Source organism: Streptomyces sp. LZ34 (assembly GCF_053890475.1).
The window spans coordinates 9994225-10018516 of record NZ_CM132680.1 but is presented as its reverse complement, the minus strand read 5'-3'; the positions used below and the strand labels follow the sequence as shown (position 1 = coordinate 10018516).

The 24292-nt window shown below is 75.3% G+C and carries 2 protein-coding genes; both read left to right on the top strand.

Annotated features, from left to right (window positions below; all coding sequences use genetic code 11):
* The first annotated feature begins 53 nt into the window (after nt 1-53).
* Nucleotides 54-12437 (top strand): SDR family NAD(P)-dependent oxidoreductase, encoded by a 12384-nt coding sequence (locus ACWY4P_RS42910; RefSeq protein WP_456206243.1) that lies wholly within the window; start codon nt 54-56, stop codon nt 12435-12437.
* A gap of 20 nt (nt 12438-12457) precedes the next feature.
* The gene (locus ACWY4P_RS42905) at nt 12458-24265 is read left to right on the top strand and encodes a beta-ketoacyl synthase N-terminal-like domain-containing protein (protein ID WP_456206242.1); all 11808 of its coding nucleotides are present in this window, start codon (nt 12458-12460) and stop codon (nt 24263-24265) included.
* Nucleotides 24266-24292 lie beyond the last annotated feature (27 nt).

Below are 24292 nucleotides of genomic sequence, written 5' to 3'. Positions count from 1 at the left end.
CGGTCTGCCAGGAACGCCGAGGCATGCGCACGCGGAAGGCGCGGTGACGCGACGTGACCACTGAGACGAACGAAGAGCGGCTGGTCGACTACCTCAAGCGGGTCGCCGCCGATCTGCACGACACCCGGGCGCGGCTGCGCGAGGTGGAGGACGGACAGCGGGAGCCGGTGGCCATCGTGGCGATGGCCTGCCGCTACCCCGGCGACGTCGCCTCCCCCGAGGCTCTGTGGGACCTTGTCGCCGCGCGCCGGCACGCGATGACCGCGTTTCCGGCCAACCGCGGCTGGGACCTGGATCGGCTGTTCCATCCGGACCCCGACCACCCGGGCACCAGCTACGCCCGCGAGGGCGGATTCCTGCACGACGCCGACCTGTTCGACCCGGAGTTCTTCGGCATCAGCCCCCGTGAGGCGGCGGCGGTCGATCCGCAGCAGCGGCTGCTGCTCGAGGTGGCGTGGGAGGCGCTGGAGCGGGCGGGCATCGCCCCCGGGTCGCTGAAGGGCGCGCCCGTCGGCGTGTACGCGGGCACCGCCCTGCCCGGCTTCGGCACCCCGCACATCGACCGGGCCGCGGAGGGCTATCTGGTCACCGGCAACGCGCCGAGCGTGCTGTCCGGCCGGGTGGCGTACACCCTCGGCCTGGAGGGGCCCGCGGTCACGGTGGACACGGCGTGTTCGTCGTCGCTGGTGGCGATGCACCTGGCCGCGCAGGCGCTGCGGCAGGGCGAGTGCGACCTCGCCCTCGCGGGCGGCGTGACGGTCATGACGACGCCTTACGTGTTCACGGAGTTCGCGCGGCAGCGTGGCCTGGCGGCCGACAGCCGGTGCAAGGCCTTCTCCGAGGCGGCCGACGGCACGGCGTTCGCCGAGGGTGCGGGGCTGCTGGTGCTGGAGCGGCTGTCGGACGCCCAGCGCAACGGGCACCCGGTGCTGGCCGTGGTGCGCGGCTCGGCGATCAACCAGGACGGCGCGAGCAACGGGCTGACCGCGCCCAACGGCCTGTCGCAGCAGCGCGTCATCCGGCAGGCGCTGGCCAGCGCCCGGCTCTCCCCGGCGGATGTGGACGCGGTCGAGGCGCACGGCACGGGCACGACGCTGGGCGACCCCATCGAGGCCCAGGCCCTCCTGGCGGCCTACGGCCAGGAGCGGCCCGCGGACCGGCCGCTGTGGCTGGGCGCGATCAAGCCGAACCTCGGGCACACGCAGGGCGCGGCGGGCGTCGCCGGGGTGATCAAGATGGTCATGGCGCTGCGGAACGCCTCGCTGCCCGCCCTGCTGCACGCCGACCGGCCCACGCCCGTGGTCGACTGGGACGGCGGCGCGGTGCGACTGCTGGCCGAGCCGGTCGCGTGGCCGGCCGGGGACCGGCGGCGCCGGGCCGGTGTCTCGTCCTTCGGCATCAGCGGCACCAACGCGCATCTGATCATCGAGGAGGCCCCGCCGCGGCCGACGCCGGCAGACACCGCGAACACGCCGGACACATCGGATGCCTTAACGCCTGCGGGCGCGCCGCGGCGGCCGGAGGGCACCGCCGTGCCGTGGGTGGTCTCCGCGCGCGGCGCGGCGTCGCTGCGGACGCAGGCCGCGGCGCTCGCCGAACATGTGGCCGCGCGCCCGGACGTCCCGGTCGACGACCTCGGCTGGTCGCTGGCCACCACGCGGTCGCCGCTCGACCACCGCGCGGTCGTGCTGGGCGCGGACCGCGGGGAGTTGTCCGCCCGGCTCGCCGAGCTCGCCGAGGGGCGGACACATCCGGATGTGACGCGGGCGTCCGCCCCGGCGCGGCTCGGCGGCAGCGCGTTCCTCTTCACCGGGCAGGGCAGCCAGCGCCCCGGCATGGGCGCCCAGCTGTACCGGACCTACCCGGCGTTCGCCGCCGCGTTCGACGAGGCGTGCGCGGCGCTGGACCCCCAGCTGGGGCGGTCGCTGCGGGAGCTGGTGTTCGCACCCGCCGACGGAGATGGAGCCGGGGCCGAGGCGGGCGCGCTGGACGCGACGGGGGTGACCCAGGCCGCGCTGTTCGCGGTCGAGGTCGCCCTGTACCGGCTGGTGGAGTCGTTCGGTGTGGTCCCCGGCTATCTGGCGGGACACTCGGTCGGCGAACTGGTCGCCGCGCACATCGCCGGGGTGCTGTCGCTGCCGGACGCGGCGCGGCTGGTCGCCGCCCGGGGGCGGCTGATGCAGGCGCTGCCCGGAGGCGGCGCGATGGTCGCCCTGGAGGCCTCCGAGGAGGAGGTGGCGCCGCTGCTCGCCGGGTGTGCGGACCATGTGGCGCTGGCGGCCGTCAACGCGCCGACGTCGGTGGTGGTCTCGGGTGACGAGGAGGCGGTCGAGGAGATCGCCCGGACGATCCGGGAGCGCGGACACCGGACCAGGCGGCTGCGGGTCGGCCACGCCTTCCACTCGCCGCGGATCGACCCGATGCTGGAGGAGTTCCGGCAGGTCGCCGCCTCGCTGACGTACGCGCAGCCCCGGATCGCCGTCGTCTCGAACGTCACCGGCGCGCTGGCCGGAGCCGAGCAGCTGTGCGACCCCGACTACTGGGTGCGGCACGCGCGGCAGCCGGTGCGGTTCCGCGACGGCATCGCCGCGCTGCGCGCCGAGGGCGTCACCCGCTTCCTGGAGCTGGGCCCGGACGCCGTGCTCACCACCATGGCGCGCGACTGCCTGACCGCGGAGGGAGCCACGGGGGGACCCGAGCAGGGGTCCGGCCCGGGCGCGCCGGTGTTCGCCACGGCGCTGCGCAAGGGCCGCGACGAGCCCCGTACGCTGCTGACCGCGCTCGCCCAGCTCCATGTGGACGGCGAGAGCGTCGACTTCTCCGCCGCCTTCCCGCCCGGCACCCCGGCCACCGACCTGCCCACCTACCGCTTCGACCGCCGCCGGTACTGGCGGGACGCCCCGCAGGCGGAGGCGGACGTACGGGCCGCCGGGCTCGAGGCGAGCGACCACCCGCTGCTGCGCGCCGCGCTCGAACCGGCCGACGGCGGGCTGCTGCTGACCGGCCGGCTGTCGCTGCGCGGCCAGCCCTGGCTGGCCGACCACGCCATCGTGGACGCGGTGCCGCTGCCCGGCACGCTCTTCCTGGAGCTCGCCCTCCAGGCCGGCGAGCGGGCCGGCTGCGACCGGATCGAGGATCTCACCCTGGAGGCGCCGCTGCTGCTGCCCTCGGTGGGGGCGGTGGACCTCCAGGTCGCCGTCGGGGCCACCGACCCGGCCGGCCGACGGGCCGTCACCGTCTACTCGCGACCGTCCGGCGAAGGTCCGTCCGGCGAAGGTTCGGACGACCCGGGTGTTCCGGCTGAGTCGGGCGACGGCCCGTACGGCCCATGGCGCCGACATGCCACGGCCACGCTGAGCGCCACGCCGACCGGCGCGGGGACCGGCGTCCCCGAGCCCGCGGCGCCGCCTGCTCAGTGGCCGCCCGCCGGGGCGGAAGCCATCGACGTGGCGGAGCTGTACGAGCGGCTGGCCGCCGAGGGCTACCGGTACGGACCGGCGTTCACGGGGTTGCGCGCCGCGTGGCGGGTCGGCGAGGAGATGTTCGCCGAGGTGGGTCTCGCCCCCGGCCAGCGGGGCGACGGCGGGGCGTACGCCATCCACCCCGCGCTCCTCGACGCCGCCCTGCACCCGATCGGCGCCCTGTTCACCGGCGAGGACCAGGCGGGCGGCGCACCGGGCACGGTCCGGCTGCCGTTCTCCTTCGGTGGCGTACGGCTGCTCGCGCGCGGCGCGTCCCGGCTGCGGGTCCGAATCACGCCGACCGGGCCGGACACCGTGACCATGCGGCTGTCGGACGACGCCGGCGCCGAGGTCGCGGCCGTCGACTCCCTCTCGCTGCGCACCGTTTCCGCGCAGCGGTGGCGGTCCGGGGCGGTCCCGGCCGACAGGCCGCTGTACCGGCTGGACTGGGAGGCTTTCGCGCTGCCCACCGGCGCGACATCGGCACCGGACCGCTGGGCCGTGGTCGCCGCGAACGCCACGAACGCCACGAACAGCGCGAACAGCGCGAACGCTACGGACAGCACGGACGGGGCAGCCAGGGCAGACGCCACGGCTGCGCTGCCCGGGGAGCGCGTCGCGCGCCACCCGGACCTCGCCGCGCTGAGCGCCTCGGTCGCCACCGGGGCCCCCGCCCCCGACCTGGTCGTCATGGCCTGCCTCGGCGCCCCCGACATCGCGTCCGACGGCGACGAGCCGCCCTCCCAGGTACGCGCCGCCACCCACCGCGCCCTCACGTGGCTGCGGGAGTGGCTGGCGGACGACGCCCTCGCCTCCGGCCGTCTCGTGGTCCTCACCGCCGGAGCCGTCGCCGCCGCCCCGGCCGACGCGCCGGCCGGCCTGGCGGGCGCCGCGGTCCTGGGCCTGCTGCGCGCCGCCCAGGCCGAACACCCGGGGCGGATCGTGCTGGTGGACACCGACGACGCCCCGGCGTCCCGGGACGCGCTGGCGCCGGCGGTCACGGCCGCCGTGGCCGCGGGCGAGCCGCAGCTGGCGCTCCGCGACGGGCGCGCGCTGGTGCCCCGGCTGGTCCTGGCGCACCCCGACCCCGACCCGGCGCCAACGGCGCTCGACCCCGACGGCACCGTGCTGGTGACCGGCGGCACCGGCTCGCTCGGCCGGCTGCTCGCCCGCCACCTCGTCGAGGCCCACGGCGCCCGTCATCTGCTGCTGGTGAGCCGGCGCGGGCCGGCCGCCGAGGGCATCGACGCGTTCGCGGCCGGGCTCGCGGCCGACGTACGGATCGAGAGCTGCGACACCTCCGACCCCGCGGCGCTCGCCGCCCTGCTCGCCACGGTCCCCGACGAGCACCCGCTGACCGCGGTCGTGCACACCGCGGGCGTGCTCGACGACGGCGTGGTCACCTCGCTGACGCCCGAACAACTCGATGCCGTCCTGGCGCCGAAGGTGGACGCGGCCTGGCATCTGCACCGGCTGACCCGGGGCGCGGGCCTCGCCTCGTTCGTCCTGTTCTCGTCCGCCGCCTCCGTTCTCGGCAGCGGTGGGCAGGGCAACTACGGCGCGGCGAACGCGTTCCTCAACGCCCTCGCCGAGCACATCCGCGCCGCGGGCTCCCCGGCGACCTCGCTGGCCTGGGGCCTGTGGGGGGTGGACGAGGGGATGACGGAACACCTCGCCACCGCGGATCTGGCCCGGATGGCGCGCTCGGGCACCGCCGCGATGTCCGGGGAGGCGGGCCTGGCCCGGTTCGACGCGGCGCTCGCCACCGCGCTGCCCGTGCTGATCCCGGCCAGGTTCGAACTCGCCGCGCTGCGCGAGCAGGCCGCCGCCGGCACGCTGGCTCCACTGCTGCGCCGCCTGGTGCGCCTGCCCGTACGCACGGCCGCGGCGGCCGGGGCGTCCCCCTCCTGGGCCGGGCGGCTTGCCGGGCTGCCGGAGACCGAGCAGGACCGGGTGATCGGCGAGCTGATCCGCGAGCGGATCGCCGCGGTCCTGGCACACCCCGAGCCGGAAACCCTCGAACTGGGCCGGACCTTCTCACAGCTCGGCCTCGACTCGCTGACCGCGCTGGAGCTGCGCAACGCGATCCACGAGGCGACGGGTGTCCGCCTTGCGGCCACCGCCGTCTTCGACTACCCGACCCCCGAGACCCTGGTGAGCCACCTGCGCACGGAGCTGCTCGGCGCCACCGCGGCCCTCGCCCCGCTCGCGCCGGGGGCCGGAACACCGGCCCGGGCCGGAAACGCCGACGACCCCGTCGTGATCGTCGGGATGGCCTGCCACTACCCGGGCGATGTGCACTCCCCGGACGAGCTGTGGCGGCTGGTGGCCGACGGGGTGGACGCGATCGGGCCGTTCCCCGAGGACCGTGGCTGGGACGTGGCCGGGCTGTACGACCCCGACCCCGAGCGTACGGGCAAGAGCTACGCCCGGGAGGGCGGCTTCCTGCACGAAGCGGCCCTGTTCGACGCGGACTTCTTCGGGATCAGCCCCCGGGAGGCGATGGCCACCGACCCGCAGCAGCGGCTGCTGCTGGAGACGGCGTGGCAGGCGTTCGAGCACGCCCGCATCGATCCGGCGGCGCTGCGCGGCAGCCGGACGGCGGTGGTCACCGGCATCATGTACGACGACTACGGCGCGCGGTTCCTGGGCCGGATCCCGGAAGGGTACGAGGGCCAGATCATGACCGGCTCCACGCCGAGCGTGGCGTCCGGCCGGGTGGCCTACACCTTCGGCCTGGAGGGGCCGACGCTCACCGTGGACACGGCGTGTTCGTCGTCGCTGGTGGCGATGCACCTGGCCGCGCAGGCGCTGCGGCAGGGCGAGTGCGACCTGGCGCTGGCGGGCGGTGTGACGGTGATGGCCACGCCGAACACGTTCGTCGAGTTCTCCCGGCAGCGCGGCCTGGCGCCGGACGGGCGGTGCAAGCCGTTCGCGGCCGCCGCGGACGGCACCGGGTGGAGCGAGGGCGCCGGGCTGCTGGTGCTGGAGCGGCTGTCGGACGCACGCCGCAACGGGCACCGAGTGCTCGCCGTCCTGCGCGGTTCGGCGGTCAACCAGGACGGCGCGAGCAACGGCCTGACCGCCCCCAACGGCCCTTCTCAGCAACGCGTGATCGGCCAGGCCCTGGCCGCGGCCGGGGTGGATCCCGCCGGGGTCGATGTCGTGGAGGCGCATGGCACGGGCACGACGCTGGGCGACCCCATCGAGGCCCAGGCCCTCCTGGCCACGTACGGCAGGCAGCGCCCGGCCGACCGGCCCCTGTGGCTGGGGTCCGTCAAGTCCAACATCGGCCACACCCAGGCCGCCGCCGGGGCCGCCGGTGTCATCAAGATGGTCATGGCCCTGTGCCACGGCCGGCTGCCCGCCACCCTGCACGTCGACGAGCCCAGCCCGCACGTGGACTGGGCGAGCGGAAGTGTCCGGCTCCTCACCGAGGCCGTCGACTGGCCCGAGGCCGACCGGCCCCGCCGGGCCGCCGTCTCCTCCTTCGGCATCTCCGGCACCAACGCCCACCTCATCCTCGAACAGGCCGCACAGCAACCGGCACAGCCCGAACCGCGACCGGAACAACCCGAGCCCACCGCCGAGGGCGGCATCGTGCCCTTCGTGCTCTCCGCCCGCACCGCCGAGGCGCTGCGCGCCCAGGCCGCGAACCTGGCGGGTCGGCTCCCCTCGGCCGACGTGGCGGAGGTGGGCTGGTCGCTGGCGACCACGCGGTCGGCCTTCGAGCACCGGGCGGTGATCGTGGGTGAGGACCGGGACTCGCTGCTGGCCGGGCTCGAGAAGCTGGCCGCCGACGAGCCGGATCCGGCGGTGGTGGCGGGAACGGCGACCACCGCGGCCGCGGGCCCGGTGTTCGTCTTCCCGGGCCAGGGGTCGCAGTGGCGCGGCATGGGCGTGGAACTGCTGGACCGCTCGCCGGTGTTCGCGGCCCGGATCGCGGAGTGCGAGCGGGCCCTGGCGCCGTACGTGGACTGGTCGCTCACCGCCGTACTGCGCTCCACCGACGCCGACGCCGACACAGCCACCGACCCCCAGCGCGTGGATGTCGTCCAGCCCACCCTCTGGGCGGTCATGGTGTCCCTGGCCGCCCTCTGGCAACACCTGGGCATCACCCCGGCCGCCGTCATCGGACACTCCCAGGGCGAGATCGCCGCCGCCTGTGTGGCCGGAGCCCTCACCCTCGACGACGCCGCCAAGGTGGTGGCCCTGCGCAGCCAGGCGCTGCGCGCCCTCGCCGGCCACGGCACCATGGCCTCCCTCACCCTGGGCGCCGACGACACCACGCAGCTCCTGTTCGAGCTGGGCGAACAGGCCGACGACGTCACCCTGGCCGCCGCCAACGGCCCCACCTCCACCGTCATCTCCGGCGCGGTGGAGCAGATCGCCACTGTTCTGGCGGCCGCCGAGGCGCGCGGCGCGCGGACCCGCACCATCGATGTGGACTACGCCTCCCACGGCCCGCATGTCGACCGCATCCGCGAGGACCTCGTCTCCGTCCTGGGCGACCTCGCGCCCGCCGCGTCGGACATCGCCTTCTACTCCACGGTGACCGCCGAACGCCTCGACACCACGGGGCTCGACGCCGACTACTGGTTCACCAACCTCCGCCGGCCGGTCCGCTTCGCCGACACCCTCACCACCCTCCTCGGCCACGGACACCGCCACTTCATCGAGGTCAGCCCCCACCCCGTGCTGATCCCCGGCATGCAGGACGCCTTCGAGGCGACCGGCGCCCCCGCCACCGCCGTCCCCACTCTCCGCCGCGACCAGGGCGGACCCCAGCAGCTCGCCCAGGCCGTCGCCCGCGCGCACACCACCGGTCTGGCCATCGACTGGACCCCCTGGTATCCGGCCGGCCCGCGCACCACCGACCTGCCCACCTACCCCTTCCAGCGCCGGCGCTACTGGCTCGGCATGGACGACGGACCGGGCGATCTGCGGAGCGCCGGGCTCACCTCGGTGGCCCACGCCCAGCTCGGCGCCGCGGTCGAACTGGCCGACGGCGGACTGGTGATGACCGGCCGGCTCCCCGCCGCCGGGAGCGGCGGCTGGCTCGCCGACCACGTCGTCGCCGAGACCCCCCTGGTGCCGGGCGCGGCCCTGGTGGAGTGGGTGCTGCGGGCGGCCGACGAGGCGGGGTGCGGCGGGATCGAAGAGCTCGCGCTCCATGTCCCGATGACCCTGCCCGCGTCCGGCGGGCTCCGCGTCCAGGTCGTGGCGTACGCCCCCGACGAGGACGGCCGCCGCGAGGTGCGGGTGCACTCCCGCCCCGACGCGGAGGACGGCTCGTCGCCCTGGACGTGCCACGCCACCGGACACCTCGCCCCGACCGCCCCGGACGCTCCGGACCCGGCACCGGCGGGGGTGTGGCCGCCGCGGGACGCCGAACCGGTGGACGTGGCCGACTTCTACGGCCGCGCCGAGGCGATCGGCTACGGCTACGGCCCGGCCTTCCGGGGCCTGACCGCCGCCTGGCGGCAGGGCGCCGACCTGCTCGCCGAGGTGGTGCTGCCGGAGGCGGCCCACGAGGGTGCCGACGGGTTCTCCCTGCACCCCGCGCTGCTCGACGCGGCCCTGCACCCCTTGGCCCTGGACGGCCAGGGGGACGACGGGCAGATGCGGCTGCCGTTCGCCTGGAGCGGTGTGTCCCTGTGGGCCACCGGCGCTCGCGCGGCGCGGGTCCGTGTGTCCCCGCTGGAGCACGGCTTCAGGCTGGTGGTGGCCGATACGGCGGGCCATCCGGTGCTCAGCGCCGACTCCGTGGTCGTACGCCCGACGAGCGCACGGCAGCTGCGCGACGCGGGCGCGCGGCGGGTGGACGGGCTGTACACGGTGGCGTGGGTGCCCCTGCCGCCGCCGTCGGAGGAAGGGGCGCGGCCGGAGGCGGGAGCGGGGGCCGCCGAGGGGTGGGCGGTGCTGGACGGCGGCCCGCTCCCGTCCGACCCGTCAGGGGCCGCACCGCCGCCCCGCTACGCCGACATCGACGCCCTGCTCGCCGCCCCCGCCATGCCTCACACGGTGCTCGTCGGCGTGCCCGCGGCCGAGGGCGACCAGGATTCGGCCGACGGCGCGTTGGCCGTGGCCACCGGCGTGCTGGCACTGGCGCGGCGGTGGCTCGGGACACCGGAGCTCGCCGACGCCCGGCTGGTGCTGGTCACCCGGGGCGCGGTGGCGGCCGGGGAGGCCGACGACGGCCCGGACGCATCAGGCCCTGTCCGGGCGATCTTTGAGGATCAGCCCGCGGCGTCAGATGCGGTGCATCGCAAGGCGGAGGATCGCCCTCGTACTGGGCGCTGCGGTCGATATGCCGCTGACGCGGCGTGGCGGGCGACTCCGACAACGCAGCCGGGGGTCCCCCCAGCGGTAGCTGGGGGCGCCGTAGCTGGCGTCGCGGGCCCGAGAAGATCGCCCGGACAGGGCCTGGGCCCCGACCCGGCGGCGGCCGGTGTGTGGGGCCTGCTGCGCAGCGCACAGGCGGAGAACCCGGGCCGTTTCCTGCTGTGCGACATCGACGGCGGCGCCGGGCCCGACGATGTGCTCGGCGCCGTCACGCGGGCGGTGGCCCTCGAGGAGCCGCAGGTGGCGGTGCGCGGTGGCCGCGTGCTGACGCCTCGGCTGGAGCGGGCGGGCGCACCGGAGTTGACGCCGCCGCCGGGCGAACCGGCCTGGCGGTTGGCGGCCGATGACACCGGCACCATCGACAGCGTGTCGGTCGTGGCCTGCCCGGAGGTGCTGGAGCCGCTGGCGCCCGGCCAGGTGCGGATCGCGGTGCGGGCCGCGGGCATCAACTTCCGCGATGTGCTGATCGTGCTCGGGATGTATCCGGACGAGGGGGTGTTCCGGGGCAGCGAGGGCGCGGGCGTGGTGCTCGACGTGGCTCCCGATGTGACGTCGGTGGCCGTCGGCGATCGTGTCTTCGGGCTGTTCGAGGGCGCCTTCGGGCCGGTGGCCGTCGCCGACGCCCGCGCCGTCGTGCCGATCCCGCCGGGCTGGACGGACCAGCAGGCCGCGGCCGTCCCGACGACGTTCCTGACCGCCTGGTACGGCCTGGTGGACCTCGCGGGCCTCAGGCCGGGCGAGTCGGTGCTCATCCATGCCGCCACGGGTGGCGTGGGCACGGCGGCGGTGCAGATCGCCCGCCACCTGGGTGCCGAGGTGTACGCGACCGCCAGCCCGGGCAAGCATGCCGTGCTGGAGGCGATGGGCATCGACGAGGCCCACCGCGCCTCCTCCCGCGACCTGGACTTCGAGGCCACCTTCGGCACCGCCACCGGTGGCCGCGGCTTCGACGTGGTCCTCAACAGCCTCGCCGGCGAGTACACCGACGCGTCCTTGCGTCTGCTGACCGGCGGTGGGCGCTTCATCGAGATGGGCAAGACCGACAAGCGAGACGCCGAGCAGATCGCCGAAACCTACGCCGGTGTCAGCTACCGCTTCTACGACCTGGTTCCGGACGCCGGTCTGGACCGGGTCGCGGAGATGCTGGGCACGCTCGCCGACCTCTTCGCCCAGGGCGTCCTGGCGCCGCCGCCGGTGCGGGCGTGGCCGCTGGCCAAGGCCCGCCAGGCGCTGCGCCGGATGAGCCAGGCCAAGCACACCGGCAAATACGTCCTGGACATTCCCGCCACGCTCGACCCCGACGGCACCGTCCTGATCTCCGGCGGCACCGGCACCCTCGGCGCCATCGTCGCCGAACACCTCGTCACCGCCCACCACATCACCCACCTCCACCTGCTCAGCCGCCGCGGGCCGGATGCTCCCGGCGCCGCCGACCTGGCCACTCGCCTCACCGAGCTCGGCGCGACCGTGCGCATCACCGCCACCGACACCACCGACCCCCAGGCCCTCCGACAGGCCCTCGACACCATCGACCCCGGCCACCCGCTCACCGGCGTCATCCACGCCGCGGGCGCTCTGGACGACGCGGTGCTGACGGCGCAGACCCCGGAGCGGCTGGCGTCGGTCTGGGCGGCGAAGGCGACGGCCGCGGCCAACCTCCACCGGGCCACCGAGGACCTCCCCCTGGCCATGTTCCTGATCTTCTCCTCCGCCGCCGGCACCCTCGGCACCCCGGGGCAGGCCAACTACGCCGCCGCCAACGCCTACTGCGACGCCCTCGCCGCCCGGCGACAGCACGCGGGACTGCCCGCCACCTCCATCGCCTGGGGACTGTGGGCCGCCACCAGTGAGATGACCGGACATCTGGCGGACGCCGACCTGGCCCGGATGAGCCGCACCGGCTTCACCCCGCTGTCCACCCCGATGGCGCTGGCGTTGTTCGACGCCGCCCGGCGACACGGCGGCGCGGCCCCGCTGGCGCTCGACCTCGATCCGCGTACGCTCGGCGCCCAGCCGTCCGACGCCGTGCCCGCTGTGCTGCGTACCATCGCCGCCACGGGAGCGCCCGTCCGGCGCACCGCCGCCGTCGCCCGGTCCACCGACTGGGCGGGCCGCCTGGCCGCGCTCCCGGACGCCGAGCGGCTCCGCGAATTGATCAACCTGGTGCGTACGCACGCGGCGACGGTGCTCGGCCACAGCGATCCCGCGGCGCTCCGTGCGGACAGCTCGTTCAAGGAGTTGGGGTTCGACTCGCTGACCGCCGTGGAGCTGCGCAACCGGCTCTCGGCCGCGACCGGCCTGCGGCTGCCCGCCGCGCTCGTCTTCGACTATCCCGACGCGGAAACCATGGCCCGCTTCCTGGACCAGAAGCTCGCCCCCGCGGACCGGACGGAAGCGGCCGTCGACCAACTCGCGCCCGTCCTGAACGACTTGGCCCGGCTGGAGTCCACCCTGGGCAGCCACGACGTGGACGGAAAGGCCCGCGAGACGATCGCGGGCCGGCTCCACGCCCTGCTGTCCAGGCTGGACGGGAGCACGGCCAGTGCCGCGGACATCGACGGCGAGGCGCTGGAGTCCGCCTCGGACGACGAGATGTTCGCGCTCATCGACCAGCAACTGGGCTCGTCCTGACGAGAAGTGGGGGAGGACCAATGGCGTCCACGGAAGACAAGCTGCGCCAGTACCTCAAGCGGGTCACCGTCGACCTGGGCGAGGCCCGACAGCGCCTGCGCAAAGCGGAGCAACGCCGGCACGAGCCCATCGCCATCACCTCCATGGCCTGCCGCTACCCCGGCGGGGTCACCTCCCCGGAAACCCTGTGGGACCTGGTCGACACCCGCACCGACGCCATCGGCCCCTTCCCGGCCAACCGCGGCTGGAACCTCACCGCCCTCTACCACCCCGACCCCGACCACCCCGGCACCAGCTATGTCCGGGAAGGCGGCTTCGTCCACGACGCCGACGAATTCGACGCCTCCTTCTTCAACATCAGCCCGCGCGAAGCCCTCGCCATGGACCCGCAGCAGCGGCTCCTCCTCGAAACCGCCTGGGAGCTCCTCGAACGCGCGCACATCGAACCCACCGCCCTCAAAGGCACCCCCACCGGTGTCTACACGGGCTGTGGTGTGCCCGGCTTCGGCACGCCGCACATCGAGCGGAACGCCGAGGGCTTCCTGCTGACGGGCAACGCGCTGAGCGTCGTGTCCGGCCGTATCGCCTTCACCCTCGGCCTGGAGGGCCCCGCGGTCACGCTGGACACGGCGTGCTCGTCCTCGCTGGTGGCGATGCACCTGGCGGTCCAGGCGCTGCGGCAGGGCGAATGCGACCTGGCCCTGGCCGGCGGTGTGACGGTCATGTCGACCCCGAACGTGATCACGGAGTTCTCCCGACAGCGCGGCCTGGCCCCGGACGGGCGGTGCAAGCCGTTCGCCACGGCGGCCGACGGCACGGGCTTCTCCGAGGGCGCGGGCCTGGTGCTGCTGGAGCGGCTCTCCGACGCCGAGCGCAACGGGCACCAGGTGCTCGCCGTCATCCGGGGCACGGCCGTCAACCAGGACGGCGCCAGCAACGGGCTGAGCGCCCCCAACGGGCCCTCGCAGCAGCGGGTGATCCGTCAGGCGCTGGCCAACGCCGGGCTGGCCTCGGTCGAGGTGGACGCGGTGGAGGCCCATGGCACGGGCACCACGCTCGGTGACCCGATCGAGGCCGAGGCGCTGCTGGCCACCTACGGCCAGGAGCGGCCCGAGGACCGGCCGCTGTGGCTGGGCTCGATCAAGTCGAACATCGGGCATACGCAGGGCGCCGCCGGGATCGCGGGCGTCATCAAGATGGTGATGGCCCTGCGTCACGGCTCGCTGCCCGCCACCCTCCACGTCGACGAGCCCACCTCGCATGTGGACTGGAGCCGCGGCACGGTGCGCCTGCTGACCGAGCCGGTCGACTGGCCGACGGCCCCCGACCGCCCGCGCCGGGCCGGCGTCTCGGCGTTCGGCATCTCCGGCACCAACGCCCACGTCATCCTGGAGGAGGCGGTCCAGCCCACGGCGCCGGAGGCGGAGGACACCACGCCGGAGGGGGACACCGCCGAGCCGGCCGTTCTGGGCGGCGTGGCGCCCTGGGTGCTGTCGGCCCGCACCCCGGAAGCCCTGGCCGACCAGGCACGCCGACTGGCCCGGACCGTCGCCGTCACAGACACCGACGCCGACACCGGCGCCCCGTACGCCTCGCCGGCCGAGGTGGCCTGGTCACTGGCCACCACCCGCGCCACGTTCGACCACCGCGCCGTGGTCACCGGCACCGACCTCACCAACCTCACCGCCGCGCTGGAGGCCCTGGCCACCGGCGGCGAACACCCCCACCTCACCCGCGGCACCGCCCTCGACCCGCAGGAGGGCCCGGTCCTCGTCTTCCCCGGCCAGGGCTCCCAGTGGCCCGGCATGGCCGTCGGCCTGCTGGACTCCTCCCCCGCCTTCGCCACCCGGATCGCCGCCTGCGAACAGGCCCTGGCCCCCTACGTCGACTGGTCGCTCACCGCCGTCCTGCGCTCCACCGACACCACCACCGACCCCCACCGCGTGGATGTCATCCAGCCGACCCTCTGGGCCGTCATGGTGTCCCTGGCGGGTCTGTGGCAGGACTTCGGCATCACCCCGGCCGCGGTCATCGGACACTCCCAGGGCGAGATCGCCGCCGCCCACATCGCCGGAGCCCTCACTCTCGACGACGCCGCCAAAGTCGTGGCCCTGCGCAGCCAGGCCCTGCGCGCCCTCGCCGGCCACGGGGCCATGGCCTCCCTCACCCTCGGCGCCGAGGACACCGCCCGCGTCCTGACCGGCCTCGGCCGGCAGGCGGAGGACGTCGCGGTCGCCGCCCACAACGGCCCCCGCTCCACCGTCGTCTCCGGCCCCCCCGACCAGATCGCCACCGTCCTGGCGGCCGCCGAGGCCGAAGGCGCGCGGACCCGAACCATCGACGTGGACTACGCCTCCCACAGCCCGCACGTCGACCGCATCCGCGACACCATCCTCGCGCAACTGGCCGATCTGGCCCCCACCGCGCCCGCCATCCCCTTCTACTCCACCGTCACCGCCGAGCCGCTGACCACCACCCCGCTCGACGCCGACTACTGGTTCACCAACCTCCGCCGGCCGGTCCGCTTCACCGACACCCTCACCACCCTCCTGGACCACCACCACCGCCACTTCATCGAGGCGAGCCCCCACCCCGTCCTCACCCCCGGTATCCAGGACGCCATCGACGACGCCGACGTCCCCGCCACCACCATCCCCACTCTGCGCCGCAACCACGGCACCCCCCACGACCTCGCGGGTGCCCTCGCGCACGCCCACACCACCGGCCTCACCGTCGACTGGCGGCCCTGGTACGCCACCACCCCGCCCGCCACCACCGACCTGCCCACCTACGCCTTCCAGCGGCAGCGCTACTGGTCGGCGGCGGGCCGCCAGGCCGGCGATGTCAGCGCGGCCGGCCTGCGGCCGGTGGACCACCCGCAGCTGTCGGCCGCGACGGGCCTGCCCGACGGCGGGCTCCTGCTCACCGGGCGCCTGCCGGCGGCCGGTGACGCAGGCTGGCTGGGCGAGCACGAGTTCGCCGATGTGGTCCTGGTGCCCAGCACGGCTCTGGTGGAGTGGACGCTGCGGGCGGCCGACGAGGCGGGCTGCGGCGGCGTCGAGGAGCTGGCCCTTCAGGTCCCCCTGCCCCTGTCCCCCGCCTCCGAGCTGCGGGTCCAGGCCGTGGTGGACGCCCCCGACGAGGACGGCCGGCGCGCCGTACGCGTCTGCTCCCAGCCCGCGGTCGACACACCGGACGGAGCCGACGGGCACGACGCCTGGACCTGCCACGCGACGGGCACGCTCACGCCTGGCACGACGGCCGGGGCGGAGCTGACGGGCGCCTGGCCCCCGGCCGGTGCCACACCCGTGGACATCAGCGACATCACCGACCTGTACGCGCGCGCCGAGGCCGCCGGCTACCGGTACGGGCCGACGTTCCAGGGCGTCCAGGCGGTGTGGCGGCACGGCGCCGACCTCCTCGCCGAGGTGGCTCTGGACCAGGGGGTCGAGGAGGGGGCCGACGAGTTCGGCATCCATCCCGCGCTGCTCGAATGCGCCCTGCACCCGGTGGCGCTGGACGACCGGGACGCCGACGGCCCGCTGTGGCTGCCGTTCGCCTGGAGCGGCGTGTCCCTGCACGCGGGCGGCGCGACCAGCGTACGGGTCCGGCTGCGGCAGCGGGGAGGGGAGGACACCGGAGGCCGCGAGCTGACCGTCGTCGTCGCGGACCCGACCGGCGCCCCGGTGCTCACCGTGGATTCGGTCGCGCTGCGGCCCGCCGACGGCGACTGGCTGAAGGCCGCGGAACGGCGCTCCGCGGGCGGCCTGTTCACGGTGGAGTGGACACCGCTGCCGCCCCCGGAGAGCCGGCCCGAGCCGGGCGAGGCGGAGGACGGCTGGGCGACGCTCGGCGCCCCCGGCCCCGGGCGCCACTACGCCGACCTGGCCGCGCTGCTGTCGGCGGCGGACGGCACAGAGCCCGCGCCGCCCGTGGTCCTCGCCGCCGTGACACCGACCACCGATGCCGGGACCTCCACCGAGACGGACACGGGCCTGGCCACGGCCCGGCGCACGCTGGGGCTTATCCAGGACTGGCTGGCGGAGCCGAGGTTGCGGGACTCCCGGCTGGTGCTGATCACCTCCGGGGCGGCCGCCGTCGGCGACGGCGACGGGCCGGTGGACCCGGGCGGCGCGGCCGCCTGGGGCCTGGTCCGGGCGGTCCAGGCCGAGCACCCGGACCGCTTCACGCTGGTCGACACAGGCGTCGAGACGGGCGCCGAGACGGGTGCCGGCGCGGGCGGGGACGAGACGCTCGTCGAGGCGGTGCGCCGGGCCATCGACGCGGACGAGCCGCAGATCGCGGTCCGTTCGGGCGTGGTGTCGATCCCCCGCCTGCTGCGTGCCGCCGGGCGGCCCGACGAGGGCGCGGCGGTCGAGCTGTCCGGCGGCACGGTGGTGGTGTCGGGCGGGACGGACCACCTGTCCGGCGGCGTGGTCGCCGAGCGGCTGGTGCGCGCGTACGGCGCCGAGCGGCTGCTGCTCCTCTCCCCCCCGGACGGCCGGGCTCCCGAAGCGGCCGAACTGGTCGAGCGGCTGACGGCGCTGGGCGCGGAGGTGGAGGTGGCGGCGGTCGATGTCGCCGACCGCTCCGCTCTGGCGGAGGTTCTGGCGTCCGTGCCCGACAGCCACCCCCTGGTGGGCGTGGTACATCTCGCCGGGGTGGCCGACGCCGCCCCGGTGGAGTCCTGGGACGACGAGCGACTGTCGCGGGCGTGGGCGCCGAGGGCCACCGGCCCCTGGAACCTGCACACCCTCACCCGTGACCTGCGCTTGCGGATGTTCGTGGTGTTCTCCTCCGCCACCGACGTCACGGGCGACCCCGGCCGGACCGGATACGCCGCCGCCAACGCCCACACCGACGCCCTGATCGCCCACCGGCGCGCCGCCGGACTCCCGGGCACGGGCCTGGCCTGGGCCCTGGGGGAAGAGGCCGCCCCCGACACCTCGCGCCTGTTCGACGCGGCAGTCCACGCCGCACACCCCCTGGTCGTGGCAGCCGATCCGGACGCCGCCCGGCTGGGCCCCGCGGCCCCCGCGCTGCTGCGCGCCCTGGCCCGGCCCGCCCGGCGCCGCGCCGCGGAACGGCAGTCGGCGGCACCCGCCCTGGCCTCGCGCCTCGCCGGTCTCGACGCCTCCGGGCAGCGCGAAGTGCTGCTGGACGTGGTGCGCCAGATGGCCGCCGTGGTCCTGGGCCACTCCTCCGACGCGGCGATCCGGGCCGAAGCCGCCTTCAAGGAGCTGGGCTTCGACTCCCTCACGGCCGTCGGGCTGCGCAACCGCCTGGTCGACGCCACCGGGCTGCGCCTGCCCTCCACCCTCGTCTTCGACTACCCCACCCCTCAGACCCTCGCCGACCACCTCCTCCAGCGCCTGGCCGGCACGGCGTCCGCCACGTCGGTCCTCGTGGGGCCGGCCCGGGCCACCGGCGCGGACGACGAGCCCATCGCCGTGGTGGCGATGGCGTGCCGCTTCCCCGGCGACGTGACGACCCCCGAGGCGCTGTGGGACCTGGTCGCGGCGGGAGAGCACATCCTCGGGCCCTTCCCCACCAACCGCGGCTGGGACCTGGCCAACCTGTTCCACCCCGACCCCGACCACCCCGGCACGACCTATGCGTCCCAGGGCGCGTTCGTCTACGACGCCGACGGCTTCGACGCCGCCTTCTTCGGCATCAACCCCCGCGAGGCCCTGGCCATCGACCCCCAGCAGCGCCTGATCCTCGAAACCGCCTGGGAAGCCCTCGAACGCGCTGGGATCAACCCGCACACCCTCAAGGAGAGCCTGACCGGCGTCTACACCGGTGTCATCTACCACGACTACGCCGCCGGTCTGCCCGCGGGCGACCCCCGCCTGGACGGCTACACCATGCTGTCCAGCATCGGCAGCATCATCTCCGGCCGGGTGGCCTACACGCTCGGCCTCCAGGGCCCGGCCGTCACCGTGGACACCGCCTGTTCCTCCTCCCTGGTCGCCATGCACCTCGCCGCCCAGGCCCTCCGCCAGGGCGAATGCGATCTGGCGCTCGCGGGCGGCGTGACGGTCATGGCCACCCCGGACCCGTTCACCGGGTTCTCCCGGCAGCGCGGCCTGGCCCCCGACGGGCGGTGCAAGCCGTTCGCCGCCGCCGCCGACGGCACCAGCCTGAGCGAAGGAGCCGGGCTCGTCCTGCTCGAACGCCTCTCCGACGCCCGCCGCAACGGCCACGAGGTGCTCGCGGTGGTACGCGGCTCGGCGATCAACCAGGACGGCGCGAGCAACGGGCTGACCGCCCCCAACGGCCCCTCCCAGCAACGGGTCATCGCCCAGGCCCTCGCCAGCGCCGGCCTGGGACCCGCCGACATCGACGCCGTCGAGGCCCACGGCACCGGCACCACCCTCGGCGACCCCATCGAGGCCCAGGCACTCCTGGCCACCTACGGCCAACACCGCACCGACGACCGGCCGCTGTGGCTCGGCTCGGTCAAGTCCAACATCGGCCACACCCAGGCCGCCAGCGGCATCGTCGGCGTCATCAAGATGATCACGGCTATGCGCCACGGCCGGCTGCCCGCCAGCCTCCACATCGACGAACCCAGCCCGCATATCGACTGGGCCAGTGGAGATGTCCAGCTCCTCACCGAGGCCATCGACTGGCCCGACACCGACCGCCCCCGGCGCGCCGCCGTCTCCTCCTTCGGCGCCTCCGGCACCAACGCCCACCTCATCCTCGAACAGGCCCCGCACACACCCGAACCCCGGCCGGCGGCCGGCACTCCCCCGCCCGGCGTCGTGCCCTGGCTGCTGTCGGCGCGCGACGACCAGGCCCTGCGCGAGCAGGCCTCGGCGCTCGCCGAGCGGCTACGGGCCCACGACAGCGCGTCGGCGGCGGGCGTGGGATGGTCCCTGGCCACGACGCGGGCGGTGTTCGAACGGCGGGCCGTGGTCGTCGGCGACGGCCGCGAGGAGATGGCCGCCGCACTGGAGGCGCTGGCCGGCGGGGATCCTCACCCCGGCCTGTCCACCCCCAGCGGCGCCACTTCCCAGGCGCCGGGGAACACGGTGTGGCTGTTCTCCGGGCAGGGGAGCCAGCGCCCCGGCATGGGCGCCGACCTCTACCGGCGCTTCCCCGTCTTCGCCGACGCCTTCGACGAGGTCTGCGCGCTCCTGGACCCCCACCTCGATCACCCGCTGCGCGACGTGGTCTTCGCCACCGACCCCGCACCCGGCGACCTGATCCACCACACCACCTACACCCAGGCCGGGCTGTTCGCGGTGCAGGTCGCCCTCGCCCGCCTCCTGACGAGCATGGGCCTGGCCCCCGACGCCGTCGCGGGGCACTCCATCGGCGAGGTCTCCGCCGCCCACCTCGCGGGCGTCCTCTCTCTGGAAGACGCCGCCCATCTGGTCGCCGTCCGCGCCACCCTCATGGGCGACCTCCCGCCCGGCGGCGCCATGGCCACCGTCAACGCGAGCGAGGAGGAGATCACCGCCGCCCTGGGCGACTATCCCGATCTGGCCATCGCCGCGATGAACACCCCGGCCCACACCGTGATCTCCGGCCCCGCCGACCAGGTCTCCGCCGCCACCGCCGGGTGGCGGGAACAAGGCCGCAGGACCCGCTCCCTCCCGGTCTCCCACGCCTTCCACTCCCCCCTGATGGAGCCCATCCTCGCCCCCTTCGCCGAGGCCATCGGCCGGCTGGCCTTCCACCCGCCCCGGATCCCCCTGATCAGCAACCTCACCGGCCGGCCCGCGGGCGAGGAGATCACCACCCCCGACTACTGGGCCCAGCACATCCGCCGGCCCGTCCACTTCCACCAGAGCATCACCCACCTCGCCGAGGACACGGCCGTCTTCCTCGAGCTGGGCCCGGCTCCCGTGCTGACCCACGCCGTCCACCACACCCTGCCCGAGGGGACCACCGCCACCGCGCTCGCCACCCTCACCGGCAAGCAGTCCGATGTGCGGGCCCTGGCCCACAGCCTGGCGACGCTGCACATCGCCCACGCCCCGCTGGACTGGACGCCCTGGTATCCGGCCGACCCGGCCCCCGAGACCGTCGCCCTGCCCACCTACCGCTTCCAGCGCCGGCCCTACTGGATCGCCCCGAACACCTCCGGCAACGCCACCCCCGGCGGCACCGGCCTGGACCATCCGCTGCTGGACACCGCGGCGCCCCTGGCGGACGGCGGCCTGGTGCTCTCCGGGCATGTCCCCCCCGCCGACCACGACAGCTGGCTCACCGAACACACCATCGCCGAGACCGTCCTGCTGCCCGGCACCGCCCTCCTCGAACTCGCCCTGTGCGCCGCCGAGCACACCGACAGCCCCCACGTCGAGGAACTACTCCTCCACCACCCCCTCACCCTCCACCCCAGCGACCGTCTCGATCTGCAAATCGTCGTCAGCACCGCCGATGACACCGACCGCCGAGTCCTCCACATCTACACCCGCCCCCCGGCCGGCCCCACGGCCGAGTGGACCCGTCACGCCACCGCCACCCTCGCCGACGAGCCCGCGGCCGACCAGCCGACGGCGGCGCGGGAGGCGGCCTGGCCGCCCGTCGAGGCCGAACCCGTCGACATCACGGGCTTCTACGACCGCGCCGCGGCGAACGGCTATGCGTACGGGCCCGCTTTCCAGGGGCTCCAGGCGCTGTGGCGGCGCGGCGGCGACCTCTTCGCCGACGTGACCCTGTCCACGGCCGAGGCCACCGACGACACCGCCGACGCCCTCGCCATCCATCCCGCGTTCCTCGACAGCGCGCTCCACCCGCTGGTCGCCGTCACGGACACCTCGGGCGGCGAGGTGTGGCTGCCGTTCTCCTGGAGCGGCGTCACCCTCCACGCCTCCGGCGCCACCCACGCCCGGGTCCGGATCACCTCCCGCGACGAGAGCGAGCACAGCCTCACCCTCACCGACACCACCGGCCGGCTCATCCTCACCGCCGACGCCGTCACCACCCGGCCCATGCGCCTCGACGCACCCCGACAGACCACCTCGGAGGGCCTGTTCACGCTGGAGTGGACGCCCGCGGCACCCCTCGGCGACCGGTCGGAGGAGTCCACGCCGCCCGAGCTGGTCTTCGCCGAGGCGCCGGTCGCGGAGGGTGACGGCGGCGAGCTGAAGGCCATCGAGCGGGCGTTGACGCTGGTGCAGGACTGGCTGGCCGAGCCGCGGCCCGACGAGGCCCGGCTGGTCATGCTGACCCGTAACGCCGTGGCCGTGGACGAGGAGACGGACGTCGACCCCGTCGCGGCGGCCGTCTGGGGCCTGGTCCGCAGCGCCCAGTCGGAGAACCCCGGCCGCTTCGTCCTGCTGGACACGGACCTGGACCCAGACAAGGGGCCGGACCCGGACACGGAGCCGGGCGCCGATCCCGGGTCCGAGGACCGGGTCGCCGACGCGGTCCGCCACGCACTCGACCTCGACGAACCGCAGGTGGCGCTCCGCGGCGGCCGGATCCTGGTGCCCCGGCTCGCCCGCGCGACCGCCTCGGCCACGCTCGTACCCCCGGTCGGCCAGGGGGCGTGGCGGCTGGACGCCGCGGGCACGGCGGGCTCCGCGACGATCGACTCCGTGGCGCCGGTGCCGTTCCCCGAGGCGGAGGAGGAGCTGGCGGCCGGACGCGTACGCATCGAGGTGCGCGCCGCCGGCATCAACTTCCGCGATGTCCTGATCAGCCTCGGCATGGTGCCCGACCAGACCCGCATCGGCGGCGAAGGCGCGGGGGTCGTCCTCGAAGTGGCCCCCGACGTCGCCTCGGTGGCGCCCGGCGACCGCGTCCTGGGTGTCTTCGACGGCGCGTTCGGCCAGGTCACCGTGGCCGACGCGCGGATGGTGACCCGGATGCCGGAGGCCTGGGACTTCCCGCGGGCGGCGGCCGTCCCCGTGGCGTTCCTGACCGCCTGGTACGGCCTGGTGGAGCTCGGCCGCCTCAAGGCGGGCGAGTCGGTCCTCATCCACGCGGCGGCCGGCGGCGTGGGCATGGCCGCCGTACAGATCGCCCGCCACCTGGGCGCGGAGGTGTACGCCACCGCCAGCCCCGGCAAACACGCCGCGCTGGAGACGATGGGCATCGACGAGGCCCACCGCGCCTCCTCCCGCGACCTGGACTTCGAGAACACCTTCCGCACCGCCACCGGCGGCCGCGGCGTCGACGTGGTCCTCAACAGCCTCGCCGGCGACTTCATCGACGCCTCACTGCGGCTGCTGGCGGAGGGCGGCCGGTTCCTGGAGATGGGCAAGACCGACCTCCGCGACCCCGAACAGGTGGCCAAGGCCTTCGCCGGGGTGGACTATCGCGTGTACGACCTGGTCTCGGACGCCGGGCCGGAGCGCGTCGCGCTGATGCTGGCGACCCTGGTGGCGCTGTTCGACGAGGGCGCTCTGACGCCGCCCCCGGTGCAGGCGTGGCCGCTGGCCAAGGCGCGCCAGGCGCTGCGCCACATGAGCCAGGCCAAGCACACCGGAAAGATCGTCCTGACCATCCCCCCTGCCCTCGACCCCGACGGCACGGTCCTGATCACCGGCGGCACGGGCACCCTCGGCGCCCTGGTCGCCGAACACCTCGTCACCACCCACCACATCAGCCACCTCCACCTCCTCAGCCGTCGCGGACCGGACGCCCCCGGAGCCGGCGACCTGACGGCCCGCCTCACCGAGCTCGGCGCCACCGTCCACATCACCGCCGCCGACACCGCGGATCTCCAGGCCCTGCGTCAGGTCGTCGGCGCCATCGACCCCGACCACCCGCTCACCGCCGTCATCCACACCGCCGGCCTCGTCGACGACGCGATGGTCACCTCCCAGACCCCCGACACCCTCGGCCGCGTCTGGGCGTCCAAGGCAGCGGGCGCGGCCAACCTCCACCAGGCCACCCAGCACCTCCCGCTGGCCATGTTCGCCCTCTACTCCTCCGTCTCCGGCACCCTGGGCAACCCCGGACAGGCCAACTACGCCGCCGCCAACGCCTACTGTGACGCCCTCGCCTCCCAGCGGCACCACGCGGGGCTGCCCGCCACCTCCATCGCCTGGGGACTGTGGGACGCCACCAGCGACATCACCGGACAGCTCACCGAGGCCGATGTGGCGCGGATGGGCCGCACCGGCGTCACGGCGCTGGCCACCGACCACGCCCTGGCCCTCTTCGACGCGGCATGCCGGCACGGGGACCCGCAGCTCGTGGCGCTCGACCTCGACGTCCACGCGCTGGCCTCACAGCCGGCCGCCACCCTCCCGGCCGCGTTGCGCGCCCTGGCCACCCGCCCGAGCGGGGCCACGCGGCGCGCCGCCGCGGCCGCGCAGCGCCCCGACGACTGGACGCGCCGGCTCGCCGGACTCCCGGAGGCCGAGCAGCGGCAGCAGTTGCTCACGCTGGTGCGCACCAACGCCGCGACCGTGCTCGGCCACGCCGACGCCGAGAGCGTACGGGAGGAGGCGCCGTTCACGGATCTCGGCTTCGACTCGCTGACCGGCGTCGAGCTGCGCAACCGGCTCTCGGCCGCGACCGGGCTGCGGCTGCCCGCCGCGCTGGTCTTCGACTTCCCCTCGGCCCGGGCGCTGGCCGACCACCTGCGCGACCAGCTGGTGGCGGACGGGGGGTCGGGCGCCCAGGGCGGGGTGGACCCGGTGCTCGGCGAGCTGGCGAGGCTGGAGTCCACGCTGTCGGCCCTCGACCTGCCCGAGGCGGACGCGCGGGCGGTGACAGATCGGCTTGAGGGTCTGCTGGCCCAATGGAAGGCGGCGTCCGCGCCGCCGGCCGAGGACGACACAACCGACCGGCTCACGCTCGCCACCGCCGACGAGGTGCTCGCGTTCATCGACAACGAACTCGGCACCTCGTGAAGGCTCAGTTGCTCGCTTCGACGCGTA